The organism is Bacillus cereus group sp. MYBK195-1, from assembly GCF_051916605.1.
GTDB lineage: Bacteria > Bacillota > Bacilli > Bacillales > Bacillaceae_G > Bacillus_A > Bacillus_A cereus.
The window spans coordinates 133,909-152,588 of sequence record NZ_JBQAGZ010000005.1; the positions used below are offsets into that span (position 1 = coordinate 133,909).

Below are 18,680 nucleotides of genomic sequence, written 5' to 3' on the forward strand. Positions count from 1 at the left end.
GCACAAAAAAAGAGTGCTTTTACGCACTCTTCTTTCTTACTTTAATCTTAGAAATCGAAGTTATCAGGATCCGGACCAACGCGGTGATTTTGATTTAACGCATCGATTTTTTCCATATCTTCTTTCGTTAATTCGAAATTAAATATATCGGCATTTGCAATAATGCGGTGTTCTTTCGTTGATTTTGGAATAGTGATTACTCCATTTTGAAGATCCCAACGTAAAATAACTTGCGCTGTTGTTTTACCGTGTTTCTCAGCAATTTCTTGTAATTTTTCATTATCTAATAATTGACCTTGCATAAGTGGTGACCATGCTTCCATTTGAATACCTTGTTCTTTACAGAAAGCTTGTAATTCTTTTTGTGTTAAACGAGGGTGGTATTCTACTTGGTTAATCATTGGTTTAATTTCTGCATCTTTCATTACATCTTGTAAGTGATGAATTTGGAAATTACTTACCCCAATTGCACGTACGCGTTTTTCTTTATAAAGTGTTTCTAACGCTCTCCACGTATCTTTGTATTTCCCTTCTACAGGCCAATGAACAAGGTATAAATCTAAATAATCCAGCTCTAATTTTTTTAAGCTTTCTTCATATGCAGCAAGTGTCGTTTCATATCCTTGATCCGAATTCCACACTTTTGAAGTAATAAATAAATCTTCACGAGAAATGCCTGCTTCTTTTATACCCGCGCGAATGCCTTCACCTACAGCTTTTTCATTTCCGTAAATTGCAGCTGTATCAATGCTGCGGTATCCTGCTTTAATCGCCGATTTCACTGCTTCTACAAGTTCTGGTCCATCCTCTACTTTAAATACACCTAAACCGAACCAAGGCATTTCTACACCATTATTTAATACTGTTTTACTTTGTAAGTTTTTCATTTTATTTTCTCTCCTTTTATTTTACTTGATCTCTTTTTTCTAATGTCATACTCCACGCAGTTAAAACAACAGCACCTACTACCATAATTCCACCTACCCAAGCCGTATGAATTAATCCTAACGAGTTCGTTACAATACCGCCCAAGTAAGCACCAAGAGCAATTCCTGCGTTAAATGCTGCAATGTTAATCGCCGATGCTACATCAACAGCGCTAGGTACAAACCTCTCAGCTAATATAACAACATACACTTGTAGTCCTGGAACATTCATAAATGCGAATAGTCCCATGAAAATAATTGTGATGAATCCAGCGACTTTAAATGGCGCTGTAAATGTTAAAACAAATAATACAATCGCTTGAATAAAGAACATGTAAAATAACGCTCGAATCGGATTATGATTTGATAATTTTCCCCCGACCATATTCCCAATCGCAATTGCAATTCCGTATACTAACAAAATAATTGTAACGGTACTTGCTTTAAATCCTGTTACTTCTTGTAATAACGGAGATAAATACGTAAATGTTACGAACGTTCCCCCGTATCCTAATGCAGTAATAATAAATACAAGTAACAGTCTTCCATTCGTAATCAGCTTAAATTGATCGCGAAATGATACAGACGTACCTTTTTTTAAATTAGAAGGAATTAGCATACTATTGGCGATTAAAGCAACGATTCCAATGGCCACAATAACAATAAACGAGGCCCTCCAGCCAAATTGTTGACCGATAAATGTTCCAATTGGTACACCTGTAATAGTCGCAACCGTTAAACCAGTAAACATAAATGCTATTGCACTTGCACGTTTATTCTCAGGTACAAGCGCAGCCGCAATTGTAGATCCAATTGACATAAAAACACCATGCGCAAATGCAGATACAACCCTCGCAATAAGTAACACAGTAAAACTTGTTGCTACCGCCGCAATTCCATTACCAATAATGAAAATAATCATAATCCACATTAATAACGTCTTTCGCGACATACTAGCTGTTAATGACGTTAATACTGGAGCACCAAACGCTACTCCTAATGCATATAAAGAAACAGTTAACCCCGCTGTTGTAACAGAAACATGTAAATCCTCTGAGATAGATGGTAATAAGCCGACACTAATAAATTCAGTTGTACCAATTCCAAACGCACTAATTGCTAGTGCTAATAAAGCAAACATACTTCTCCGATTCGTCTGCATAACCGAAGAAGATACTGTATATGAATTCAATTGAACTCCTCCTTAATGCGAGAAATCCAATCATAATAGTATGATAAAAAGGCCTTTTTATCTTCTACAAAAATAACTTTACTGTTGATATACGCTATTATGAATGGCTTTACTCTTTTTTTGAAGAACGCACTTAAAAGTACGATAGGTACCTAAAAGTAACATAGGCACTTTTTAGTACCGTACTACTCATTTTCCTCTTACGTATGCTATTATGAAACATATTCAACATGATAAAAAGTACGTACTTTAAAGTGCTATAGGCACTTTTTAGTAACATTTAATTATTTAGCTTCTTTTGTTGGAGAACTTAAATCTACATTCATCAAAGGAGATTTTTATATGAAGAAATATAATATTCCCGTTGAAGCGACTTTAGAGGTTATCGGTGGAAAATGGAAGGTTGTTATCCTTTGTCATCTAACGAAAGGCACAAAAAGAACGAGTGAACTAAAACGTTTAATGCCTGGGATTACACAAAAAATGTTAACTCAGCAATTACGTGAATTAGAAGACGATGGGGTTATTCAAAGAAAGGTATACAATCAAGTACCACCAAAAGTAGAATATTCACTTACAGAATACGGTTGGTCTTTAGAGTCCATTCTTGATTCTCTTTGTACTTGGGGCGAATGCCATCTTGAAAAAAGCGGTAACACATCGATGCTAATTGTAGAAGGTGAATAATAGGAAAAAGGAAAAAACGAACATGAATTTGTTCATTTTTTCCTTTTTTTCTTTATATGTATATACATTTCTAACTGGAACAAAATATTTTATACGCTTTCATACCTTGTCAGCACTACGTTATACACTCAATATCAAATAATTAGGAATCATTTTTATGTTAACATAGGTGTATATAGTATATAATATAGGATATATATTATATACACTTTCCGGTAACGGAGCTTTTCCATTATGCGGACAAGCCATGTATCGGACAGTTCATAAATAATAAGTAAGACGTTATGGTTTTAGATTTATGTTTGCAGCTTACTTGCTGTCGTAAATTTAAAGGCATTTTATTGTGTTTTGTGAAACTTTGTATAAAGTTTCGTAAACGTTTACTATCTTACTTATAAAAAATAAGAGTATTGCTATCGTAAAGGAGAATTGGAGATGCCAGAAACTATGACTCAAACAAAGCCAGAACAAGAAACTGTACAAATTTCTGCTAGCCAAGGACAACTTGATGTACTTGATCAGTTGTTAAAACCTGAGGTACAAGAATCATTAACAACACTAGTAGAACAGCTTCCAAAATTAACTGAGCTTGTTAACATTTTAACTAAGTCTTATGACTTCGCTCAAACTGTTGCTACTGATGAAGTATTAAAAAGCGACACTGTTGGTGCAATTACAGAGCTTGTAGAACCTGTAAAAGATACAGTGAAAAGCATGGCTGCAACTGCAATCGAAGCGAAAGATCGTGCTGAAGAAAGCAACGAAGTTATCGGCCTATTCGGTCTGTTAAAATTACTAAAAGATCCACAAGCACAAAAAATGTTCCGCTTTGTGAACGCATATCTTCAAATTAGTGCAGAACGTAACAATAAATAATTTAACTTATAACAACAATTAGTAAAGACGGGGGATATCATACTATGTCAAAACAAATTGTCATCTTAGGCGCTGGTTATGGCGGTCTTCTTGCCGCTTTAAACGTACGTAAATATTACAGCAAATCAGAAGCACAAGTTACAGTGATTAACCAATACCCAACACACCAAATCATCACTGAACTACACCGCCTTGCAGCTGGTAACGTGTCTGAGCAAGCAGTTGCAATGCCACTTACAAAGCTTTTCAAAGGGAAAGACATCGATCTTAAAATCGCAACAGTTGAGTCATTCTCAGTTGATAGCAAAGAAATCAAACTAGCTGGTGGCACTACTTTATCTTACGATGCACTTGTAGTTGCTTTAGGAAGTAAAACTGCTTACTTCGGTATTCCAGGACTAGAAGAAAACAGCATGGTATTAAAATCTGCTGCTGATGCAAACAAAATCTACAAACACGTTGAAGACCGTATTCGTGAATACGCGAAAACGAAAAACGAAGCTGATGCTACAATCGTAATCGGTGGTGGCGGATTAACTGGCGTTGAGCTAGTTGGTGAGCTTGCTGACATTATGCCTAAACTTGCAAAAAGCCACGGCGTAAATCCAAAAGAAGTGAAACTTCTTCTTGTTGAAGCAGGTCCAAAAATCCTTCCAGTATTACCAGACCACTTAATCGAACGTGCAACTACTAGCCTAGAAGCACGCGGTGTTACATTCTTAACTGGTCTTCCTGTAACAAACGTTGCTGGCAATGAAATCGACTTAAAAGATGGTCAAAAACTTGTTGCTAACACATTCGTTTGGACAGGCGGCGTACAAGGTAATCCATTAATCGGTGAATCAGGTCTTGAAGTTAACCGTGGACGTGCAACAGTTGATGCATACCTACAATCTACTTCTCACAAAGACGTATTCGTTGCTGGAGACAGCGCAGTTGTCTTCGCTCCAGACGGACGTCCATACCCACCAACTGCACAAATCGCTTGGCAAATGGGTGAGTTAATTGGATACAACTTATACGCAGCACTAGAAGGCAAAGCATTAGAAGAGTTCGCACCTGTAAACTCTGGAACACTTGCTAGTCTAGGACGTAAAGATGCGGTTGCTACAATTGGAGCAAGCAATACTCCACTTAAAGGCTTACCAGCATCATTAATGAAAGAAGCAAGTAACGTTCGTTACTTATCACACATTAAAGGTCTATTCAGCTTAGCTTACTAATCTGAATATAAGTCCGAATCATGCCCTGCATGGTTCGGGCTATTTTTTATCCGTAATTTTCTCTAACTTATTTATTCGTCAAAAAAATTATATACCCTTTAAATTTATCTAAATATACTGACTTTTTACAATAAAAGCTGTCCCGTTCGGAACAGCTCTTATTGTCGCTTTTTGTCGGTAAATCGATATATTGGGAAAATCGCTGATATATTCGGATTTGCGCTGATATATTTCGAAAATCGCCGATATAATTTGAGTTACGGTCGATATATTCAAAAAATCGCCGATATATTTTCCAGCCTTACTTATTATCCTAATTTCACAAGACTGTAGTTCTTCTTCCCTTTACGAATAATAATAAATCTTCCATCAAATGAATTTTCTACAGTAACATCTGTACCCACATCTGTTACTTTCTCACCATTCATAGAAATCGCACCATTATTAATGTCCTCGCGTGCTTGTCGTCTAGATGGTTCAATCCCTAAATCGACTAGCCACTCTACGATGTTTTTCGTCTCTTTTGAAGACTGGAATGTTGGCATTTCTTTAAAGCCTTGTTCAATTTCATCAGCTGTTAACGATTTAATATCTCCGCTAAATAACGCTGCTGTAATTTTCTCAGCTTGCAGGAACGCCTCTTCTCCATGAACAAATTTCGTCATTTCTTCCGCTAACACTTTTTGCGCTTCACGTTTATGAGGTTCCGCTTCTACCTTCGTTGCTAATTCATCAATACGCTCTTTCGTTAAGAACGTAAAGTATTTCAAGTATTTAATTACGTCACGGTCATCTGTATTCACCCAGAACTGGTAAAATTCAAACGGTGTCGTTTTTTCAGGATCAAGCCAAACCGCACCACCCGCTGATTTACCAAACTTCGTGCCGTCCGATTTTAATAATAACGGAATCGTTAATCCGAATACTTTCGCCTCATGACCCTCTAACTTACGAATTAAATCTAAACCACTCGTAATATTTCCCCATTGGTCACTACCACCAATTTGCAGCTGAACATCCTCTTTCGTGTATAAATGGTGGAAATCCATCGCTTGCAAAATTTGGTACGTGAATTCTGTGAAAGAAATACCTGTATCTAAGCGGCTTGCTACAATATCCTTCGCTAACATGCTATTGATACTAAAGTTTTTCCCGTAATCACGTAAAAACTCAATAATATTTATTTCATGTGTCCAATCATAGTTATTTACCATCTTCACTTCGCTATTTCCGCCAAAATCAAATAGCTTTTTCATTTGTGCTGTTAACGCATCTACATTATGTTGAACCACTTCTAACGTTTGAAGCTGACGCTCTGATTGTCGTCCACTCGGATCACCAATTGTTCCTGTTGCCCCGCCAATTAAAATAACAGGATGATGGCCAGCTAATTGGAATCTCTTCATCATCATAAACGGAATCAAATGTCCGATATGCATACTATCACCAGTTGGATCAACTCCGCAGTATAGTGAAATCTTTTTCTCTTCTACTAGCTTACGTAAGCCTTCTTCGTCAGTCTGCTGATTAACGGCGCCGCGCCATTCTAATTCATCAATAATATTCATCTTTTGTCATCCCCTTTATTTTTTAAAAACAAAAAAGCCCCTATGTCTACGATAGACATAGGGACGATTATTCACCGTGTTACCACCCAGTTTGCATAAATAGCATAGCTACTCATACCACTCTTAGCAATAATATCGATTGCTAGTCCGCTTAGCATTACCTAAGATACTCCAGAGTGTAATTCGCAAGTTTGTTTGTGCTAGGTTCCAGCAACCCCTAGCTCTCTCGTTAACAGTGACAAACTGCTACTGGGCTCTTTCAACGTATGTTATTTGTTAAATTATTAGCCATTATATTGAATTGAAAACAAATTGTCAACAATACCCAAATGTTATTTTAAAATAATTCATATCTTCATACGTATTTCGTTATTCTTTATCTTCTCCAATAATCCTTACTTCTCGCTCCAACTTCACGCCAAATTTCTCTTCAACTGTCTTTTGTACGAAGTGAATTAAATCGATGTAATCTTGTGCTGTTCCGTTATCAACATTCACCATAAATCCAGCGTGTTTTAAAGAAACTTCTACTCCACCAATTCGCTTACCTTGTAGTCCTGAGTCTTGAATCAACTTACCAGCAAAGTTATTTGGTGGACGCTTAAATACGCTACCACATGAAGGGTATTCTAGAGGCTGTTTTGACTCACGTTTAAACGTTAAATCATCCATTTTGGCTTTAATTTCTTCATGTACACCTTCTTCAAGTTCAAATCTCGCTTCAAGAATAATGTAATGGTTGTTCGCAAATACACTCTTACGATATCCAAATTCAAATGCTTCTTTCGTCAAAGTACGTAGCTCTCCATCACCTGTCATTACGACAGCTTCTGTTAATACAAACGAAATTTCACCGCCGTATGCACCAGCATTCATATATAATGCTCCGCCAACTGAACCTGGAATACCACAAGCAAACTCAAGACCCGTTAAGTTATGGTCTAAGGCAATACGTGATACGTCAATAATTGCTGCACCACACTGTGCTACAATCGTTGTACCTGTTACAGTAACACCTGTAATATGAATTAAACTTACTGTAATCCCGCGAATTCCACCATCTTTAATAATGACATTCGATCCATTTCCTAAAAACGTAACTGGAATATTATATTCGTTCGCATATTTAATAACTTCTTGAATTTCATCATAATTTGTAGGCGCAACGAAAACATCTGCTTTTCCGCCAACTTTAATATGCGTATGATTCTTTAACATTTCATCTTGTTTAACATGTCCTTCAGGCAATACCGTACTTAAATATTTATAAACCTCTTGCATATTCATTTTACGATTCCTCTATTTCTATATTCATTTTATCCCGTTATACGGGCCCATAATATCCCCACGTACATGAAAGAACCTAAAGTGGTGGATACAGTGTACCCAAAATCAATTCGAGACACCTATAAACCTCTTAATTTATAAGAGGTGCCACTCATATTAAAATATATATTGCATAATAAAGCAACCCAAATGGACTACTAAACTTGACATGTCATCAGAAAGACAACAATTTGTAAAATATGTGACTTTTTCAAAACACTATCCCTCAGTATCTTACTATACCACACAAAAAGAAAGTGGTATTTTTTTGTACTTTTTACTTTATTTACATCAATAAAAAAGAGCACATCCCACAGAATGTGCTCTTTCTATACTCTTTATATTACTTTTCGTTCTCTTCTTTTTCTTTATCAAACCATAACAGCTCATCGTTATCAACTTCACCATTATAATTGATTAAAATTTCTTCTCCTGCTTTTATATCTTTATAAGCATAGAAGTTAAATGTATGATTCTCAAAAACGATGTCATACGTTGCATTCGGTGTATATGAATGATTAAATAACATACCATATCCTAAAAGGATTGCCGTATGATTGATTCCATACTCAAATGCGTAGTCAGCAAGTAACGTTTTCTCAATATGTTCATGCTGTTCATTCGGATAAGAGATAACTGGTGCGGCGTGTATCAACTCACCCTTTTTAATATCACGAGTTGCAAATACACCTCTATTAAATTCTCCATCACTAAGTTCAGAAGTCTTAACTTCGATCATATGCGTCACCTATATAATTCTTTCTTTGAAGTATTTTATTCCGCTATTTGCGGATAGCTTGATTGGTGAGGGCTAATAATCAGTATGTACTAGTCTCACTTTATCTCCTTAAGCTTGGCAGAAAACGCGCAGAAAAGCAATTAAATTCCTATCAAGTATTCGTTTCAATGAAAAAAGAGCACATCACTCGTGCTCTTTCTAAGCAATATTACTTTTCTAAAATATCTTCTAATAACTTCACTTGCTCGCTAACAGTTTGTAACGTCTTCACTGACGTATCATTTCGATGTTTTTCTTCTTCCACACTCGCTAGCACTTCTTCTGTAGCTGTAGAAGTTTGCTGAATTACGTTAGAAGCATGCGTAACATCCTTTACGATATTCGTCGTTTTAACTTGGAAACTTTCTTGTTGAACAACAACCTCTCGCATTACTTCATTAATCGCATCAATAAACTTCCCTAAATCAGTTACATTTGTTAAAACGCTTGCTAACATCTCGTTACATTCTTCTTGTACTCTTTCTGACTTCTCTACTTGCACTTCTACCTTACTTGCTTGATTACTAAACTCCTTCAAAATCCCTTGAATTCTTCCCGCAGAACGATTTGATTCTTCAGCAAGCTTTAACACTTCACTCGCTACAATAGCAAAACCTTTTCCATGCTCGCCTGCCCTCGCAGCTTCAATATTTGCATTTAAAGCTAGCAAACTCGTCTGACTTGAAATATTCGTTATTACATCTACAATTTCATTAATTTGTTTCGATTGCATCATTAAATCTCTAAATACAATTCCAGACTGTGAAACAACATCATTTAAACTTCTCATGTTAGTTTCAAAATTTCTTAGAGTATGTACACTACCTTTTGAAATTTCTAAGCTTTCATCCACATGAGCCGATGCAGTTCTTACTTGAGAGATGATTTTTTCAATATTTCCCTCCATATCATTCAATACTTCTACCGAACGATACATCATCTCTGATTGTGATTGCGTACCAACTGCCACCTCTTCAAAGGCAAAATTAATTTCACTCATCGATTCCATCGACGTGTTCATATTTTGTCTTAAATGATTGAAATTACTATCTAGTTTCACAACTGTTTCTTCAATAAGTCTTTGCGTCTCTTCTAACTCCTGAGCTTTTCTCATTACTTCTTGCTTCTCATCACTTAAACGAAGGAGCAGATTAGAACCGATTTTCGTGACGCCCCACATAGCGATTGTTACAATCGCTAACAAACTTGCGAAATTAGCAGCTTCAGACGAGGCTGTATAAGCAAAAAATTGCTCCGGCCAATAGCTACAAAGGATAAATGTGATCACAACAGCTATCCCGCCAAGAATTAAAATGAGGCGCTCACTTAAGTAAATAAGTGAAACAGCTAATGTAAAATAGACCATTTGAAATACAGCCGGGCTTTCATTAAAAGCTTGTACCATAATGTAAGACATTGTAAGCAACATAAATGTCATGATATATTTATACACTGATTCCATACTTTTTATAAAAGTAAAAAGCGTTCCAAATGCAACGACAGAAATACCACAAATCCAAAATGCTATTGCTCTCTCTGTAAAAATATATCCATAATACCCAATCGCGATTATCCCAAGGAAGAAACTACAAATCGTTATAAACAGTAATAAATGATTTTTCTGTGATTCTTTCTCAAGGTTAGAAAAACAAGTCCTCTTTAACCACTCCATATGAAGCCCCACCTTCTACTTATACATATCAATTACTTCAGTTTAAATACCGCACTTACTGGGTTATGATCGCTATTTTCAAACTTTAAATCTTTCCCTTGTACATTTACAATCTCTACATTCGGTGAAACGATAAAGCCATCAATAATAGTGACGAAATTTTCACCTTCTACATATTTCTTTACATCATCTCTTACAGTCATAACAGACGGATCTACAGCCCACTTAAAGCCACCGTCTGTAAAGTCCTTCGGTAACTCTACTAACCACTCAGGACGCTCTTTCACGAACTTCGGATCACTTAATTGAGCGTTCGAAACCAATTGATTCCAATCTCCACCCATTATTACGTAATCACCATTTTCATAATGCTTGTTCATATATTCTTTTAAATACTCTACTTGCTGTTTTCTAATTTTCCCGCCTTCATCATAAGCAGACAAATGTAAATTTACGAGTCTAACATGTTTTCCATTATTAACAGGAATTTTATATTCCACAATTGCTCGATCTAAATCAAACAAACGCTTTGGCCAAGGCTCCATTCCAGGCAGCTGGAACCTCTTCGCTTCTTGAACAGTGTATTTAGAAAACGTACTTAATCCAGCCTCCGCATATCCCATTGGATTTGTTATTGGCACTGGAACCCATTTCGTATCGTAGTTCTTGCCAAATGACGAAACATAATCAGGTAATCCTTTTTTCAAAAATTCATGTCCATTTACATCAAATGAACGAAGTGACTTTATATCAACTTCTTGTAATAGCGCAAAATCACTATTCTCATTTTGTAAAAACGAAAGCATATTCTTTAAATTAGTTTCCGTTTGCTCTTTACTACTTGAACCAGATCCCTTTCCACCATCCATAAAGAAATCTTGGTCCTTATCTAACCCAGCATATCCAATATTAAATGTTGTAACTTTAAATTCATTTCCAGTCGCTAATACGCGCTCCTTATTATTCTCCACCTTCAAGCTTATAACATCAGCAGGCTGTTCTTTAGTAAGTGTCATATACGCTAGAAACCCTCCTACAATGCCCGCTACTACTAAAACACATATAAATACGATTTTTAAAAATTTCTTCAAATAAATGACTCCTTTTCACGCGAATTTATTTTCTTTATTTTCAGTCAAATGAAACAAAACGACACACATAAGAAACATTTTATCACAATTAAAACCTTATATCATTATATTTAGTTGATAAGTAATATATCCCATTTTAATTACTTAAAAAACCTTCAGACATCAAAAAAAGAAAAGTTACACCCACCTCCTCACTGGAAATTAAACGGTATATTTAGTACACTATATGTAATAATCATAGGCGATGGAGTTCGCCATAAACGCTGCTTAGCTAATGACTCCTACCAGTATACATACTGGTAGGAGTCTATTTTTTTGAGCAAGCTATTTAAAGAGGTGAGAAAATTGATTTATATTATCGTCGGCATTGCCGGTATATTAGGAGCTCTTTCTCGTTATTATTTAGGCCTTAATATCACCACATTTTGGCATCATTCATTTCCATTAGCAACATTACTCATTAACTTAATTGGTTGCTTCTTCTTAGCGTGGCTAACTACTTATATCGCTCGGCTAAACATCTTACCTTCAGAGATTATCACAGGCATCGGAACTGGATTCATCGGTTCCTTTACGACTTTTTCAACATTTAGTGTAGAAACTGTGCAATTGATCAATCATTCTGAGTGGAGCATAGGCTTCTTATATGTATCATGTAGCATACTTGGTGGCCTCATTATGTCTGGCCTTGGCCATACAATTGGAGATTTCTTAATTAAGAAATCTCTTACGGAAGGTGATTACTCATGATAGAAGCCTTATTAGTCGCAACAGGAGGATTTTTCGGTGCGATTACACGATTTGCAATTAGCAATTGGTTTAAGAAAAGAAATAAAACACAATTTCCAATTGCTACATTCCTTATTAATATAACAGGGGCATTTTTACTTGGATATATAATTGGCAACGGATTCACTACAGGCTGGCAACTATTATTAGGTACTGGATTTATGGGCGCATTCACTACATTTTCTACGTTTAAATTAGAATCTGTTCAGCTTCTCAATCGTAAAAAACTATACATCTTTCTTTTATATTTAAGTGCTACTTACATAATTGGTATCGCCTTTGCCTTCCTAGGAATGAAGTTAGGCGGAATATAAAAAAGCGACTCTATTGAGTCGCTTTTTTTCATAAGAAATATGTCCCGCCATATGGAATGGAAAATAAACCAGCTGGATGTACATCGTAATGTATAATTTGCATCGGAAGTTGTGAATAGGGCATATACTGACTTTGCATCATTTGTGCAAAATATGCTTGTTGCTGCATTTGAATAGCTTGATTCACAGCATGAATTGTCCCTTGTGCCCCAGCCAGCGTAATAGCAGCTCCTACTTGTCTACCATTATAAAAATAATGATTCATCATGATTCATCTCACTTATTCTTTTTCTTCCATATAGTATGTTTCTATTTCATAGTGAGTGTTTTGTCCCTATCTATTGCCCTTTTTCAGCTTTGAAGTAATAAATCCAAATAGCAATATACCAATACCACTAAGGAACAATATATAACTTATCGGTACTAGGAAAAAGAAAGGTTCTTCAAGAAATCCATCCGCTCCTACTTTACTGTTTGAAGCATGTATCGTTAAAGAAATAATCGCTAAAATCATGAAAGAAATAGCTACTACGTATTTATTTTTCATTTCACATTCTCCTCTACTTATGTAATTCCCCTTAGATTCTTACCATCATATTATCTAAAAAAGAATTAACAGTCAATAATTATTTATTGTTTAACAATAAATAATTATTGACTAAACAAACAAAAAAAAGGTTTGCAAAGCATCTTAAATCACTTCGCAAACCTTCTAAATTATAAATATTTACACTTCAAACCTCTTGCTTAATACAATATACATTGCGCAAAATAGCACGAATATCCCAGCATAAATTAACAAAATCTCTACACTAAATATATCCGACAATGGACCAAATATTATCATTCCTAAAGGAAGCGCGCATGAATTCGCAATTTGTACAAGGCTAAACATCCGTCCGTGCATTGATGGTTCTACTTTCTCTTGCAATAACACAGTAACTGGTGTATTGAAGCACGGCATTGTTATACCAATTAAAAAGTTAAATACTAAATACATAATAAATACCGGAGCGATCCCTAGTCCAATCATAAGCAGTCCATACAACGCACAAGCTAGCGCTGTTGTATGCATACGATTACGGAAACCACCCCACGCTGCAATCAAAATGCCACCAGCTGCCGCTCCCGCACTAAAGGTCATCTCACTAGCAGTAAGTCTCCACATTTCGGCCCCGAAAGAACGAGTTACCATTAAAGGTGTTAAAAAAGCAGCTGGACTTATTAAAATCATGACGATAATCAATAAAACGATTAGCCTTTTAATAAATACATTTTCTTTTAAATAAGAGAATCCTTCTTTAATTCCTTGTAGATTAGATTTTTGCTTATTCTCTACATTCGCATGTCCTTCCACCTGAATAATAAACATAATACTAATTCCAATCATAGCCGTAATAACATCAATAAAAAATGTTGTTTCAATGCTGGAAATAGAAAGAATCGTCGCACTTGCTGCTGGAGAAAGAAACATAATTAAAGATGTAATACTGCTATTTATTCCATTTACTTTCATCAGATACTCTTTCGGAACGATTTGCGGAATTAATGCATTCACAGCTGGAGTTTGTACCCCTGTTCCAGCTGAACGAATGAGTAACACAATAAAAAGTAACCAAATACTTTTATATCCTGTTAAAAATAAAATCGCTAAAACTAACGTCGCAATCGCTATAATCCCGTCCGATAACATAATCATCTTTTTACGTTCATAACGATCAATCCAAACACCAGCAAACAAAGATATCGCAATTTGTGGCAGAAAACCGCAAACAGTTGAAATAGTCAACATCACTCCTGATGATGTTGTAAGGGTGATATACCATATAATCGCGTATTGCACGAGAGAGGAACCGAACAACGAAATAGTTTGAGCGGTCAAAAATAATATAATTTTCGTTTTCCAATTGTTTTCACTCATATGTTTCACACCCCCTTAACTAATCCTGTCTCTATATGAAAGATGCTATCTGCCCAATCAAGATAAAAACTTGCTTCGTGAGATACGAGTATAATGCTGCCCTTAAACTTAATTAGTGCCTTTTGCAAAGCTTCCTTCGCTTCTGCATCTAAATGATTTGTTGGCTCATCTAAAATTAAGAAGTTACAAGGTGATAGTAATAATCCGCACAGTTTCACCTTCGATTGTTCACCACCACTTAACGTACGAATTTCTTGCGAAACGTGCGTATCCTTCACTCCACACGCAGCTAAATGATGGCGTATTTCCTTCATATTCAGTTTAGGAAACTGTTCTGAAATAATTTGAAGCGGTGTTAAAGAATCATTGCTCCAATTTAAATCTTGCTCATAATATCCAATCTTTATTTGCTCTGAAAAGTGAAACTCTCCAGAAATACTAGCAATATTTCCAACGATTGTTTTTAATAAAGTAGATTTCCCCACTCCATTGAAGCCTGTAATAACAAGTTTTTGTCCACCCATTACTGAAAAATTCAACTTTGGTAAGAGAACGAAGTCGTAACCAACTTCAAGATTATTTACTTCAAGAACTGTCTGAACTGAAATGGGAAGTTCCTGAAAATGAATAGACGGTTTATGATTAAAACTTGGTGGCGCAATTCTTTCCATACGCTGTAATTGTTTTCTACGACCTTGCGCTATTTTTGAATTCACCCCAGCAATATTTCTACGAATATACTCTTCCGTTTTTTCAATTTTCTTTTGCTGTGCATAATATTGGCGAATATAATCTTTTCGCAAATGCTCCTTTTGTCTTACAAAATCTGAGTATTTGCCGTAATACTTCTTAACTGTTCCGAACTCTACATCACATATGCAAGAAGTTACCTTTTCCAGAAAATCAAAATCATGTGATACGACAATAAACGCTCCTTCAAAATTCATTAAATAATTAGCAAGCCACTCCACATGCTCCTTATCGAGAAAATTCGTCGGTTCATCTAGCAATAAAATATTAGGCTCTTCTAATAAGAGCTTTGCTAAAATTACCTTTGCACGCTGCCCTCCGCTTAATTCACCAATCACACGATCCATCCCAATCACATCAATACCTAAACCGGCTGCCACCTTATTCGTAATACTATCTACTGAATAAAAATCACGGGCCTCGAGCAGTTCTTGAATTTCTGCCGCTTTCAATAGTTGATTTTCATCTCCAGTCATCGCACTTTCTTCATATAACTTGTTCATTCTCTTTTCCATTGCATACAAATCATAAAAGGCTCTCTTTAAATATTGTGAAATGGTATAACCCTCATCAATTTCTGCGTATTGATCAAGATGTCCAATTTGAATATTAGGTTGCCACTTTATGTCTCCCTTATCAGGAATAATTTCCCCCACCAATATTTTCATTAATGTGCTTTTTCCTGCACCATTCTGTCCAACAATTCCCATATGCTCCCCTTTATGCAAATCAAAAGAAGCATTTTCGTATAATACTTTATCTCTAAAACTATGTGATAAACTTTCAACTTTAAGTAAACTCATTTTTATTCCTCTTTTCCTGAAATTAAAAAAAGCAGAGAGATAGCGTCATTCGACACTAGCCCTCTGCTTCGTGGTTTTTCCTATACTACTCCAATTTACAGTAAAGACTCATCGGAATAATATACACAAAGGGCCATAGACAAAGCATTGTCTATGGCCCCTTAATCTATTTTATACACCAGCTGAAAAACCATAACGAAATAAGCATAGATACACTATACTTTTTTAGAAAAGTTATTCAGCCGATGAATATAGGGGATTTATACCCCTTGATTAAGCTCCGTACAACGCTTCACCGTATACATTTGTGCGGAGCAAAGTTTTCTAATGAGTTTTACAAATTTTATATAAAGCATATTATGCACCTTCCTTAATACTTAAAAAGGATTTTAGCATACGGTTTTACGAAGCGTCAACATTACTTCCGAATCTTTCAACTACTTGTTTTCAAAATATTGCTTCTGAAACATACACATTCTTATCGCATTATGATAGTTACCATCAACGAAAAACTCATCGATAAGCTCACCTTCTACCATAAACCCAACTTTTTTATAAACATGTACTGCCTTTTCATTTTCCTTATCCACAACTAAATAAATCTTATGCATATTTAATACAGAAAAAGCGTAATCCATTGCTAAACGCGTCGCATCCACTGCATAACCATATCCTTGATAATTCGGATCAATAATAATTTGGAATTCTGTTCTACGGTGAATATAATCGATTTCTACTAACTCAACTAATCCAACCATCTCATTGTCTTTCTCAACGATAAATCGGCGTTCGCTTTGATCATGTATATGTTTATCGTATAAGTCTTGCAGCTCCACAAATGCCTCATACGGCTCTTCAAACCAATACGACATAATATGCGCATTATTATTCAGTTCGTGTACAAACTTTAAATCTTCTCGTTCTAATGGACGTAACTTCAATTCCTGATTCATTCCTATAACCTCCAAGTAAAAGAAACCTCTTCACTTAATTTCTCAATTTTTTTCGATTTCAAACGCCCTAATTTCATTGTAAACTTTCAAGCAACTTGAAGGTCAAGATGTAAAAAAGTAGTGCAAACTTACGTCTGCACTACTACTCTTTTCTCAAATCTCTCATATTTGATATGTATAAAGCAATAACTAAAACAAGAATTGCCCCTGCGTATAATAACGTCTCCATCGGTTCCTCATGAGACACAATAATTAATCGAATTAAGGCCGTAATTCCGATATAAATAAAATAGCGTAACGGGAAATGATAGTTCGATTTAAAATACTTAATAATTAATGCAATGAACTCGAAGTATAAGAAGTAGACGATGATACTTTCAACCAATTTATAAGACGTATACTCTTTTGCCGAAAAAATATACTGTACAAACGTAATTGTCTCATTCACTAAGAAAATTGATAACACAATGGATAATATAATTAAGGCTATATTTAATATCCATTGCAAAACACTAGCTATAACATGATCGATATTAAATGACTTCATTTTCTCTTTAGACTCCCCTTCGTATAAGTACTTATTTATTATAGCAAAATTACGATTGGAAAGAAGTTAAATCATATATTCGTCCTTTGTTGTTGCCAGTGAAGGTGATGTTCATTGTTTGGAGGAGTCTTTTAACCGCAGAACTAGATTCCATATTAAGAAATTCCCTCAATTCGCTATTAGTAGTTATCACACTAAACAGAAGTGTGTAATCTTGTACAGCACGTAAATGAGCATGTTTAGACATACTATTGCAATTTGAACAACGCCATCCCTGTCTTTCTTTTAACATTGCCATTGTAAAACATTCCTCACACTGTACACCCTTTAGCAATTCCTCTTTTTTAATTTTATATTGCGCAAGAACATTTTGACGTTGCGGAATGTGCTCATTCATAATCTGGCCTATAAGTCCATTTATATTATCAATCACTTTTTCTTTATATTGATTTTTAATCTGTTTTATTCTATTAGGTAAATTTGCACTGTGGATAATTTTACTAGACAGTATTTCATCTGAAGTTTTAATAATTGTACGAGGGGAACTAATTACAACGAGGGATTCAATCGGAATATTATGTAAATCATGTAGATTCAGCCATTTTCTCAGTTGCATCTCTTGCCGTTGCAGTTGTAAAAGCGGATTTGGGAATCCTTCTTCCGTAGTACCATCTACTATTCGAATAAGTTGATTGAACTTTGCATCAAAAATTAATGTACCAATAATATTTTTTATTTCAAGAAAAAGAAGAAAATAAGATGAAACTATGAGAGTATCAATTTGGAAATAATGTTTTTGATCAAATAACCTAATATCATGTAAAATACTGTATTCTGTTTCGGGTAAAAAACTAAGTGGATACTCAATCGCCTGCTCTCCTTTATAGCCGGCCATAAATTTCGCTAGACTTTCAACCACCACATTCCTTTTTGGATGATGAGCAGGCAATCTTCTAAGTAAAGCTTCTAATTGCAGCAAATATACGGGCATTTTCCGCTCTTTCACAATCATTTTTATCCCCCTCCAAAATATATCAGCGATTTTTCAAATATATCAGCGCAACTCCAAATATATCAGCGATTTTCGAAATATATCGGCGCAACTCCAAATATATCAGCGATTTTCGAAATATATCGACTTACCGACAAAAACCGACACAACATACACACATAAAATCTTATACACAGTATAACATCACATCTAAAATCGCAATGTAAGCATAATGTGTATACCCCAATGTGATTACGCCAGTTTCAAAATAAG

The 18,680-nt window shown here is 35.4% G+C and carries 19 protein-coding genes, 1 riboswitch and 1 other annotated feature; of the genes, 5 read left to right on the forward strand and 14 right to left on the reverse strand.

The window, feature by feature from the left end; genetic code table 11:
• Positions 1-47: 47 nt before the first annotated feature.
• Together ACTFRY_RS20700 and ACTFRY_RS20705 are read right to left on the reverse strand one after the other, a co-directional pair.
• Complete coding sequence (locus ACTFRY_RS20700; protein WP_000793548.1) at positions 48-887, reverse strand: aldo/keto reductase; 840 nt, start codon at positions 885-887, stop codon at positions 48-50.
• Positions 888-903: 16 nt separating this feature from the next.
• Complete coding sequence (locus tag ACTFRY_RS20705) at positions 904-2,088, reverse strand: MFS transporter (protein ID WP_162840098.1); 1,185 nt, start codon at positions 2,086-2,088, stop codon at positions 904-906.
• 372 nt (positions 2,089-2,460) lie between these two features.
• Between ACTFRY_RS20705 and ACTFRY_RS20710 the strand changes: the two genes are divergently transcribed.
• From ACTFRY_RS20710 to ACTFRY_RS20720, 3 genes are all read left to right on the forward strand, one after another.
• A complete protein-coding gene (locus ACTFRY_RS20710) occupies positions 2,461-2,805 on the forward strand; it encodes a winged helix-turn-helix transcriptional regulator (protein ID WP_000760475.1) in 345 nt (114 codons plus the stop codon).
• 435 nt (positions 2,806-3,240) lie between these two features.
• Positions 3,241-3,681, forward strand: coding sequence for a DUF1641 domain-containing protein (locus tag ACTFRY_RS20715; RefSeq protein ID WP_001115311.1), 441 nt, complete (start codon positions 3,241-3,243; stop codon positions 3,679-3,681).
• Positions 3,682-3,725: 44 nt separating this feature from the next.
• Positions 3,726-4,904, forward strand: coding sequence for an NAD(P)/FAD-dependent oxidoreductase (locus tag ACTFRY_RS20720; protein WP_000043203.1), 1,179 nt, complete (start codon positions 3,726-3,728; stop codon positions 4,902-4,904).
• A 308-nt stretch (positions 4,905-5,212) separates the two neighbouring features.
• On the opposite strand, the gene tyrS is transcribed toward ACTFRY_RS20720, so the two are convergent.
• The 5 genes from tyrS to ACTFRY_RS20745 all read right to left on the reverse strand — a co-directional run bounded on the left by tyrS (position 5,213) and on the right by ACTFRY_RS20745 (position 11,339).
• Positions 5,213-6,472 carry a tyrosine--tRNA ligase gene (gene tyrS / locus ACTFRY_RS20725; RefSeq protein WP_016118864.1) on the reverse strand — a complete coding sequence of 420 codons (1,260 nt, stop codon included), beginning with the start codon at positions 6,470-6,472 and terminating at the stop codon, positions 5,213-5,215.
• Positions 6,473-6,528: 56 nt separating this feature from the next.
• Positions 6,529-6,744: a binding site (T-box leader), on the reverse strand.
• A gap of 97 nt (positions 6,745-6,841) precedes the next feature.
• Positions 6,842-7,759, reverse strand: a complete 918-nt coding sequence (gene murB, locus ACTFRY_RS20730; protein WP_001057102.1) for a UDP-N-acetylmuramate dehydrogenase — start codon at positions 7,757-7,759, stop codon at positions 6,842-6,844.
• A gap of 382 nt (positions 7,760-8,141) precedes the next feature.
• Entirely contained in the window at positions 8,142-8,537 is a 396-nt protein-coding gene (locus ACTFRY_RS20735) for an SET domain-containing protein (RefSeq protein WP_000573649.1), read from the reverse strand.
• 208 nt (positions 8,538-8,745) lie between these two features.
• A complete protein-coding gene (locus tag ACTFRY_RS20740; protein WP_000455087.1) occupies positions 8,746-10,248 on the reverse strand; it encodes a DUF4077 domain-containing protein in 1,503 nt (500 codons plus the stop codon).
• A 32-nt stretch (positions 10,249-10,280) separates the two neighbouring features.
• A complete protein-coding gene (locus ACTFRY_RS20745) occupies positions 10,281-11,339 on the reverse strand; it encodes an endonuclease/exonuclease/phosphatase family protein (RefSeq protein ID WP_063263852.1) in 1,059 nt (352 codons plus the stop codon).
• Between the two features lie 231 nt (positions 11,340-11,570).
• Positions 11,571-11,630: riboswitch (Fluoride riboswitch) on the forward strand.
• A gap of 54 nt (positions 11,631-11,684) precedes the next feature.
• On the opposite strand from ACTFRY_RS20745, the gene crcB (ACTFRY_RS20750) reads away from it, so the two are divergent.
• Positions 11,685-12,089 (forward strand): fluoride efflux transporter CrcB, encoded by a 405-nt coding sequence (crcB, locus tag ACTFRY_RS20750; RefSeq protein ID WP_000639314.1) that lies wholly within the window; start codon positions 11,685-11,687, stop codon positions 12,087-12,089.
• On the forward strand, positions 12,086-12,442 hold the full coding sequence (gene crcB / locus ACTFRY_RS20755) for a fluoride efflux transporter CrcB (protein ID WP_000568575.1): 357 nt from the start codon (positions 12,086-12,088) through the stop codon (positions 12,440-12,442). The genes crcB (ACTFRY_RS20750) and crcB (ACTFRY_RS20755) overlap by 4 nt, the downstream gene beginning before the upstream one ends.
• 28 nt (positions 12,443-12,470) lie before the next feature.
• Here crcB (ACTFRY_RS20755) and ACTFRY_RS20760 read toward each other — a convergent pair whose 3' ends face one another.
• From ACTFRY_RS20760 to ACTFRY_RS20790, 7 genes are all read right to left on the reverse strand, one after another.
• Positions 12,471-12,710, reverse strand: coding sequence for a DUF3947 family protein (locus tag ACTFRY_RS20760; protein ID WP_000980955.1), 240 nt, complete (start codon positions 12,708-12,710; stop codon positions 12,471-12,473).
• A 66-nt stretch (positions 12,711-12,776) separates the two neighbouring features.
• Positions 12,777-12,989 carry a DUF3955 domain-containing protein gene (locus tag ACTFRY_RS20765; protein WP_000792610.1) on the reverse strand — a complete coding sequence of 71 codons (213 nt, stop codon included), beginning with the start codon at positions 12,987-12,989 and terminating at the stop codon, positions 12,777-12,779.
• Between the two features lie 180 nt (positions 12,990-13,169).
• Complete coding sequence (locus ACTFRY_RS20770; RefSeq protein WP_001293767.1) at positions 13,170-14,363, reverse strand: MFS transporter; 1,194 nt, start codon at positions 14,361-14,363, stop codon at positions 13,170-13,172.
• A gap of 5 nt (positions 14,364-14,368) precedes the next feature.
• On the reverse strand, positions 14,369-15,916 hold the full coding sequence (locus tag ACTFRY_RS20775; protein ID WP_098617077.1) for an ABC-F family ATP-binding cassette domain-containing protein: 1,548 nt from the start codon (positions 15,914-15,916) through the stop codon (positions 14,369-14,371).
• 437 nt (positions 15,917-16,353) lie between these two features.
• A complete protein-coding gene (gene speG / locus ACTFRY_RS20780) occupies positions 16,354-16,869 on the reverse strand; it encodes a spermidine N1-acetyltransferase (RefSeq protein ID WP_001071092.1) in 516 nt (171 codons plus the stop codon).
• Positions 16,870-17,011: 142 nt separating this feature from the next.
• Complete coding sequence (psiE, locus tag ACTFRY_RS20785) at positions 17,012-17,416, reverse strand: phosphate-starvation-inducible protein PsiE (RefSeq protein WP_000834708.1); 405 nt, start codon at positions 17,414-17,416, stop codon at positions 17,012-17,014.
• Between the two features lie 49 nt (positions 17,417-17,465).
• Positions 17,466-18,428 carry a nuclease-related domain-containing protein gene (locus ACTFRY_RS20790; protein WP_061664393.1) on the reverse strand — a complete coding sequence of 321 codons (963 nt, stop codon included), beginning with the start codon at positions 18,426-18,428 and terminating at the stop codon, positions 17,466-17,468.
• Positions 18,429-18,680 lie beyond the last annotated feature (252 nt).

What these genes read in the sequence shown, in the direction of transcription:
- ACTFRY_RS20740 (WP_000455087.1), bottom strand. Translation starts at nt 10,248, where the DNA reads ATGGAGTGGTTAAAGAGGACTTGTTTTTCTAACCTTGAGAAAGAATCA.
- ACTFRY_RS20790 (WP_061664393.1), bottom strand. Translation starts at nt 18,428, where the DNA reads ATGATTGTGAAAGAGCGGAAAATGCCCGTATATTTGCTGCAATTAGAA.
- speG (WP_001071092.1), bottom strand. Translation starts at nt 16,869, where the DNA reads ATGAATCAGGAATTGAAGTTACGTCCATTAGAACGAGAAGATTTAAAG.
- ACTFRY_RS20770 (WP_001293767.1), bottom strand. Translation starts at nt 14,363, where the DNA reads ATGAGTGAAAACAATTGGAAAACGAAAATTATATTATTTTTGACCGCT.
- ACTFRY_RS20715 (WP_001115311.1), top strand. Translation starts at nt 3,241, where the DNA reads ATGCCAGAAACTATGACTCAAACAAAGCCAGAACAAGAAACTGTACAA.
- murB (WP_001057102.1), bottom strand. Translation starts at nt 7,759, where the DNA reads ATGAATATGCAAGAGGTTTATAAATATTTAAGTACGGTATTGCCTGAA.
- ACTFRY_RS20705 (WP_162840098.1), bottom strand. Translation starts at nt 2,088, where the DNA reads ATGCAGACGAATCGGAGAAGTATGTTTGCTTTATTAGCACTAGCAATT.
- ACTFRY_RS20775 (WP_098617077.1), bottom strand. Translation starts at nt 15,916, where the DNA reads ATGAGTTTACTTAAAGTTGAAAGTTTATCACATAGTTTTAGAGATAAA.
- ACTFRY_RS20700 (WP_000793548.1), bottom strand. Translation starts at nt 887, where the DNA reads ATGAAAAACTTACAAAGTAAAACAGTATTAAATAATGGTGTAGAAATG.
- psiE (WP_000834708.1), bottom strand. Translation starts at nt 17,416, where the DNA reads ATGAAGTCATTTAATATCGATCATGTTATAGCTAGTGTTTTGCAATGG.
- ACTFRY_RS20735 (WP_000573649.1), bottom strand. Translation starts at nt 8,537, where the DNA reads ATGATCGAAGTTAAGACTTCTGAACTTAGTGATGGAGAATTTAATAGA.
- ACTFRY_RS20765 (WP_000792610.1), bottom strand. Translation starts at nt 12,989, where the DNA reads ATGAAAAATAAATACGTAGTAGCTATTTCTTTCATGATTTTAGCGATT.
- crcB (WP_000568575.1), top strand. Translation starts at nt 12,086, where the DNA reads ATGATAGAAGCCTTATTAGTCGCAACAGGAGGATTTTTCGGTGCGATT.
- ACTFRY_RS20760 (WP_000980955.1), bottom strand. Translation starts at nt 12,710, where the DNA reads ATGATGAATCATTATTTTTATAATGGTAGACAAGTAGGAGCTGCTATT.
- ACTFRY_RS20720 (WP_000043203.1), top strand. Translation starts at nt 3,726, where the DNA reads ATGTCAAAACAAATTGTCATCTTAGGCGCTGGTTATGGCGGTCTTCTT.
- tyrS (WP_016118864.1), bottom strand. Translation starts at nt 6,472, where the DNA reads ATGAATATTATTGATGAATTAGAATGGCGCGGCGCCGTTAATCAGCAG.
- ACTFRY_RS20710 (WP_000760475.1), top strand. Translation starts at nt 2,461, where the DNA reads ATGAAGAAATATAATATTCCCGTTGAAGCGACTTTAGAGGTTATCGGT.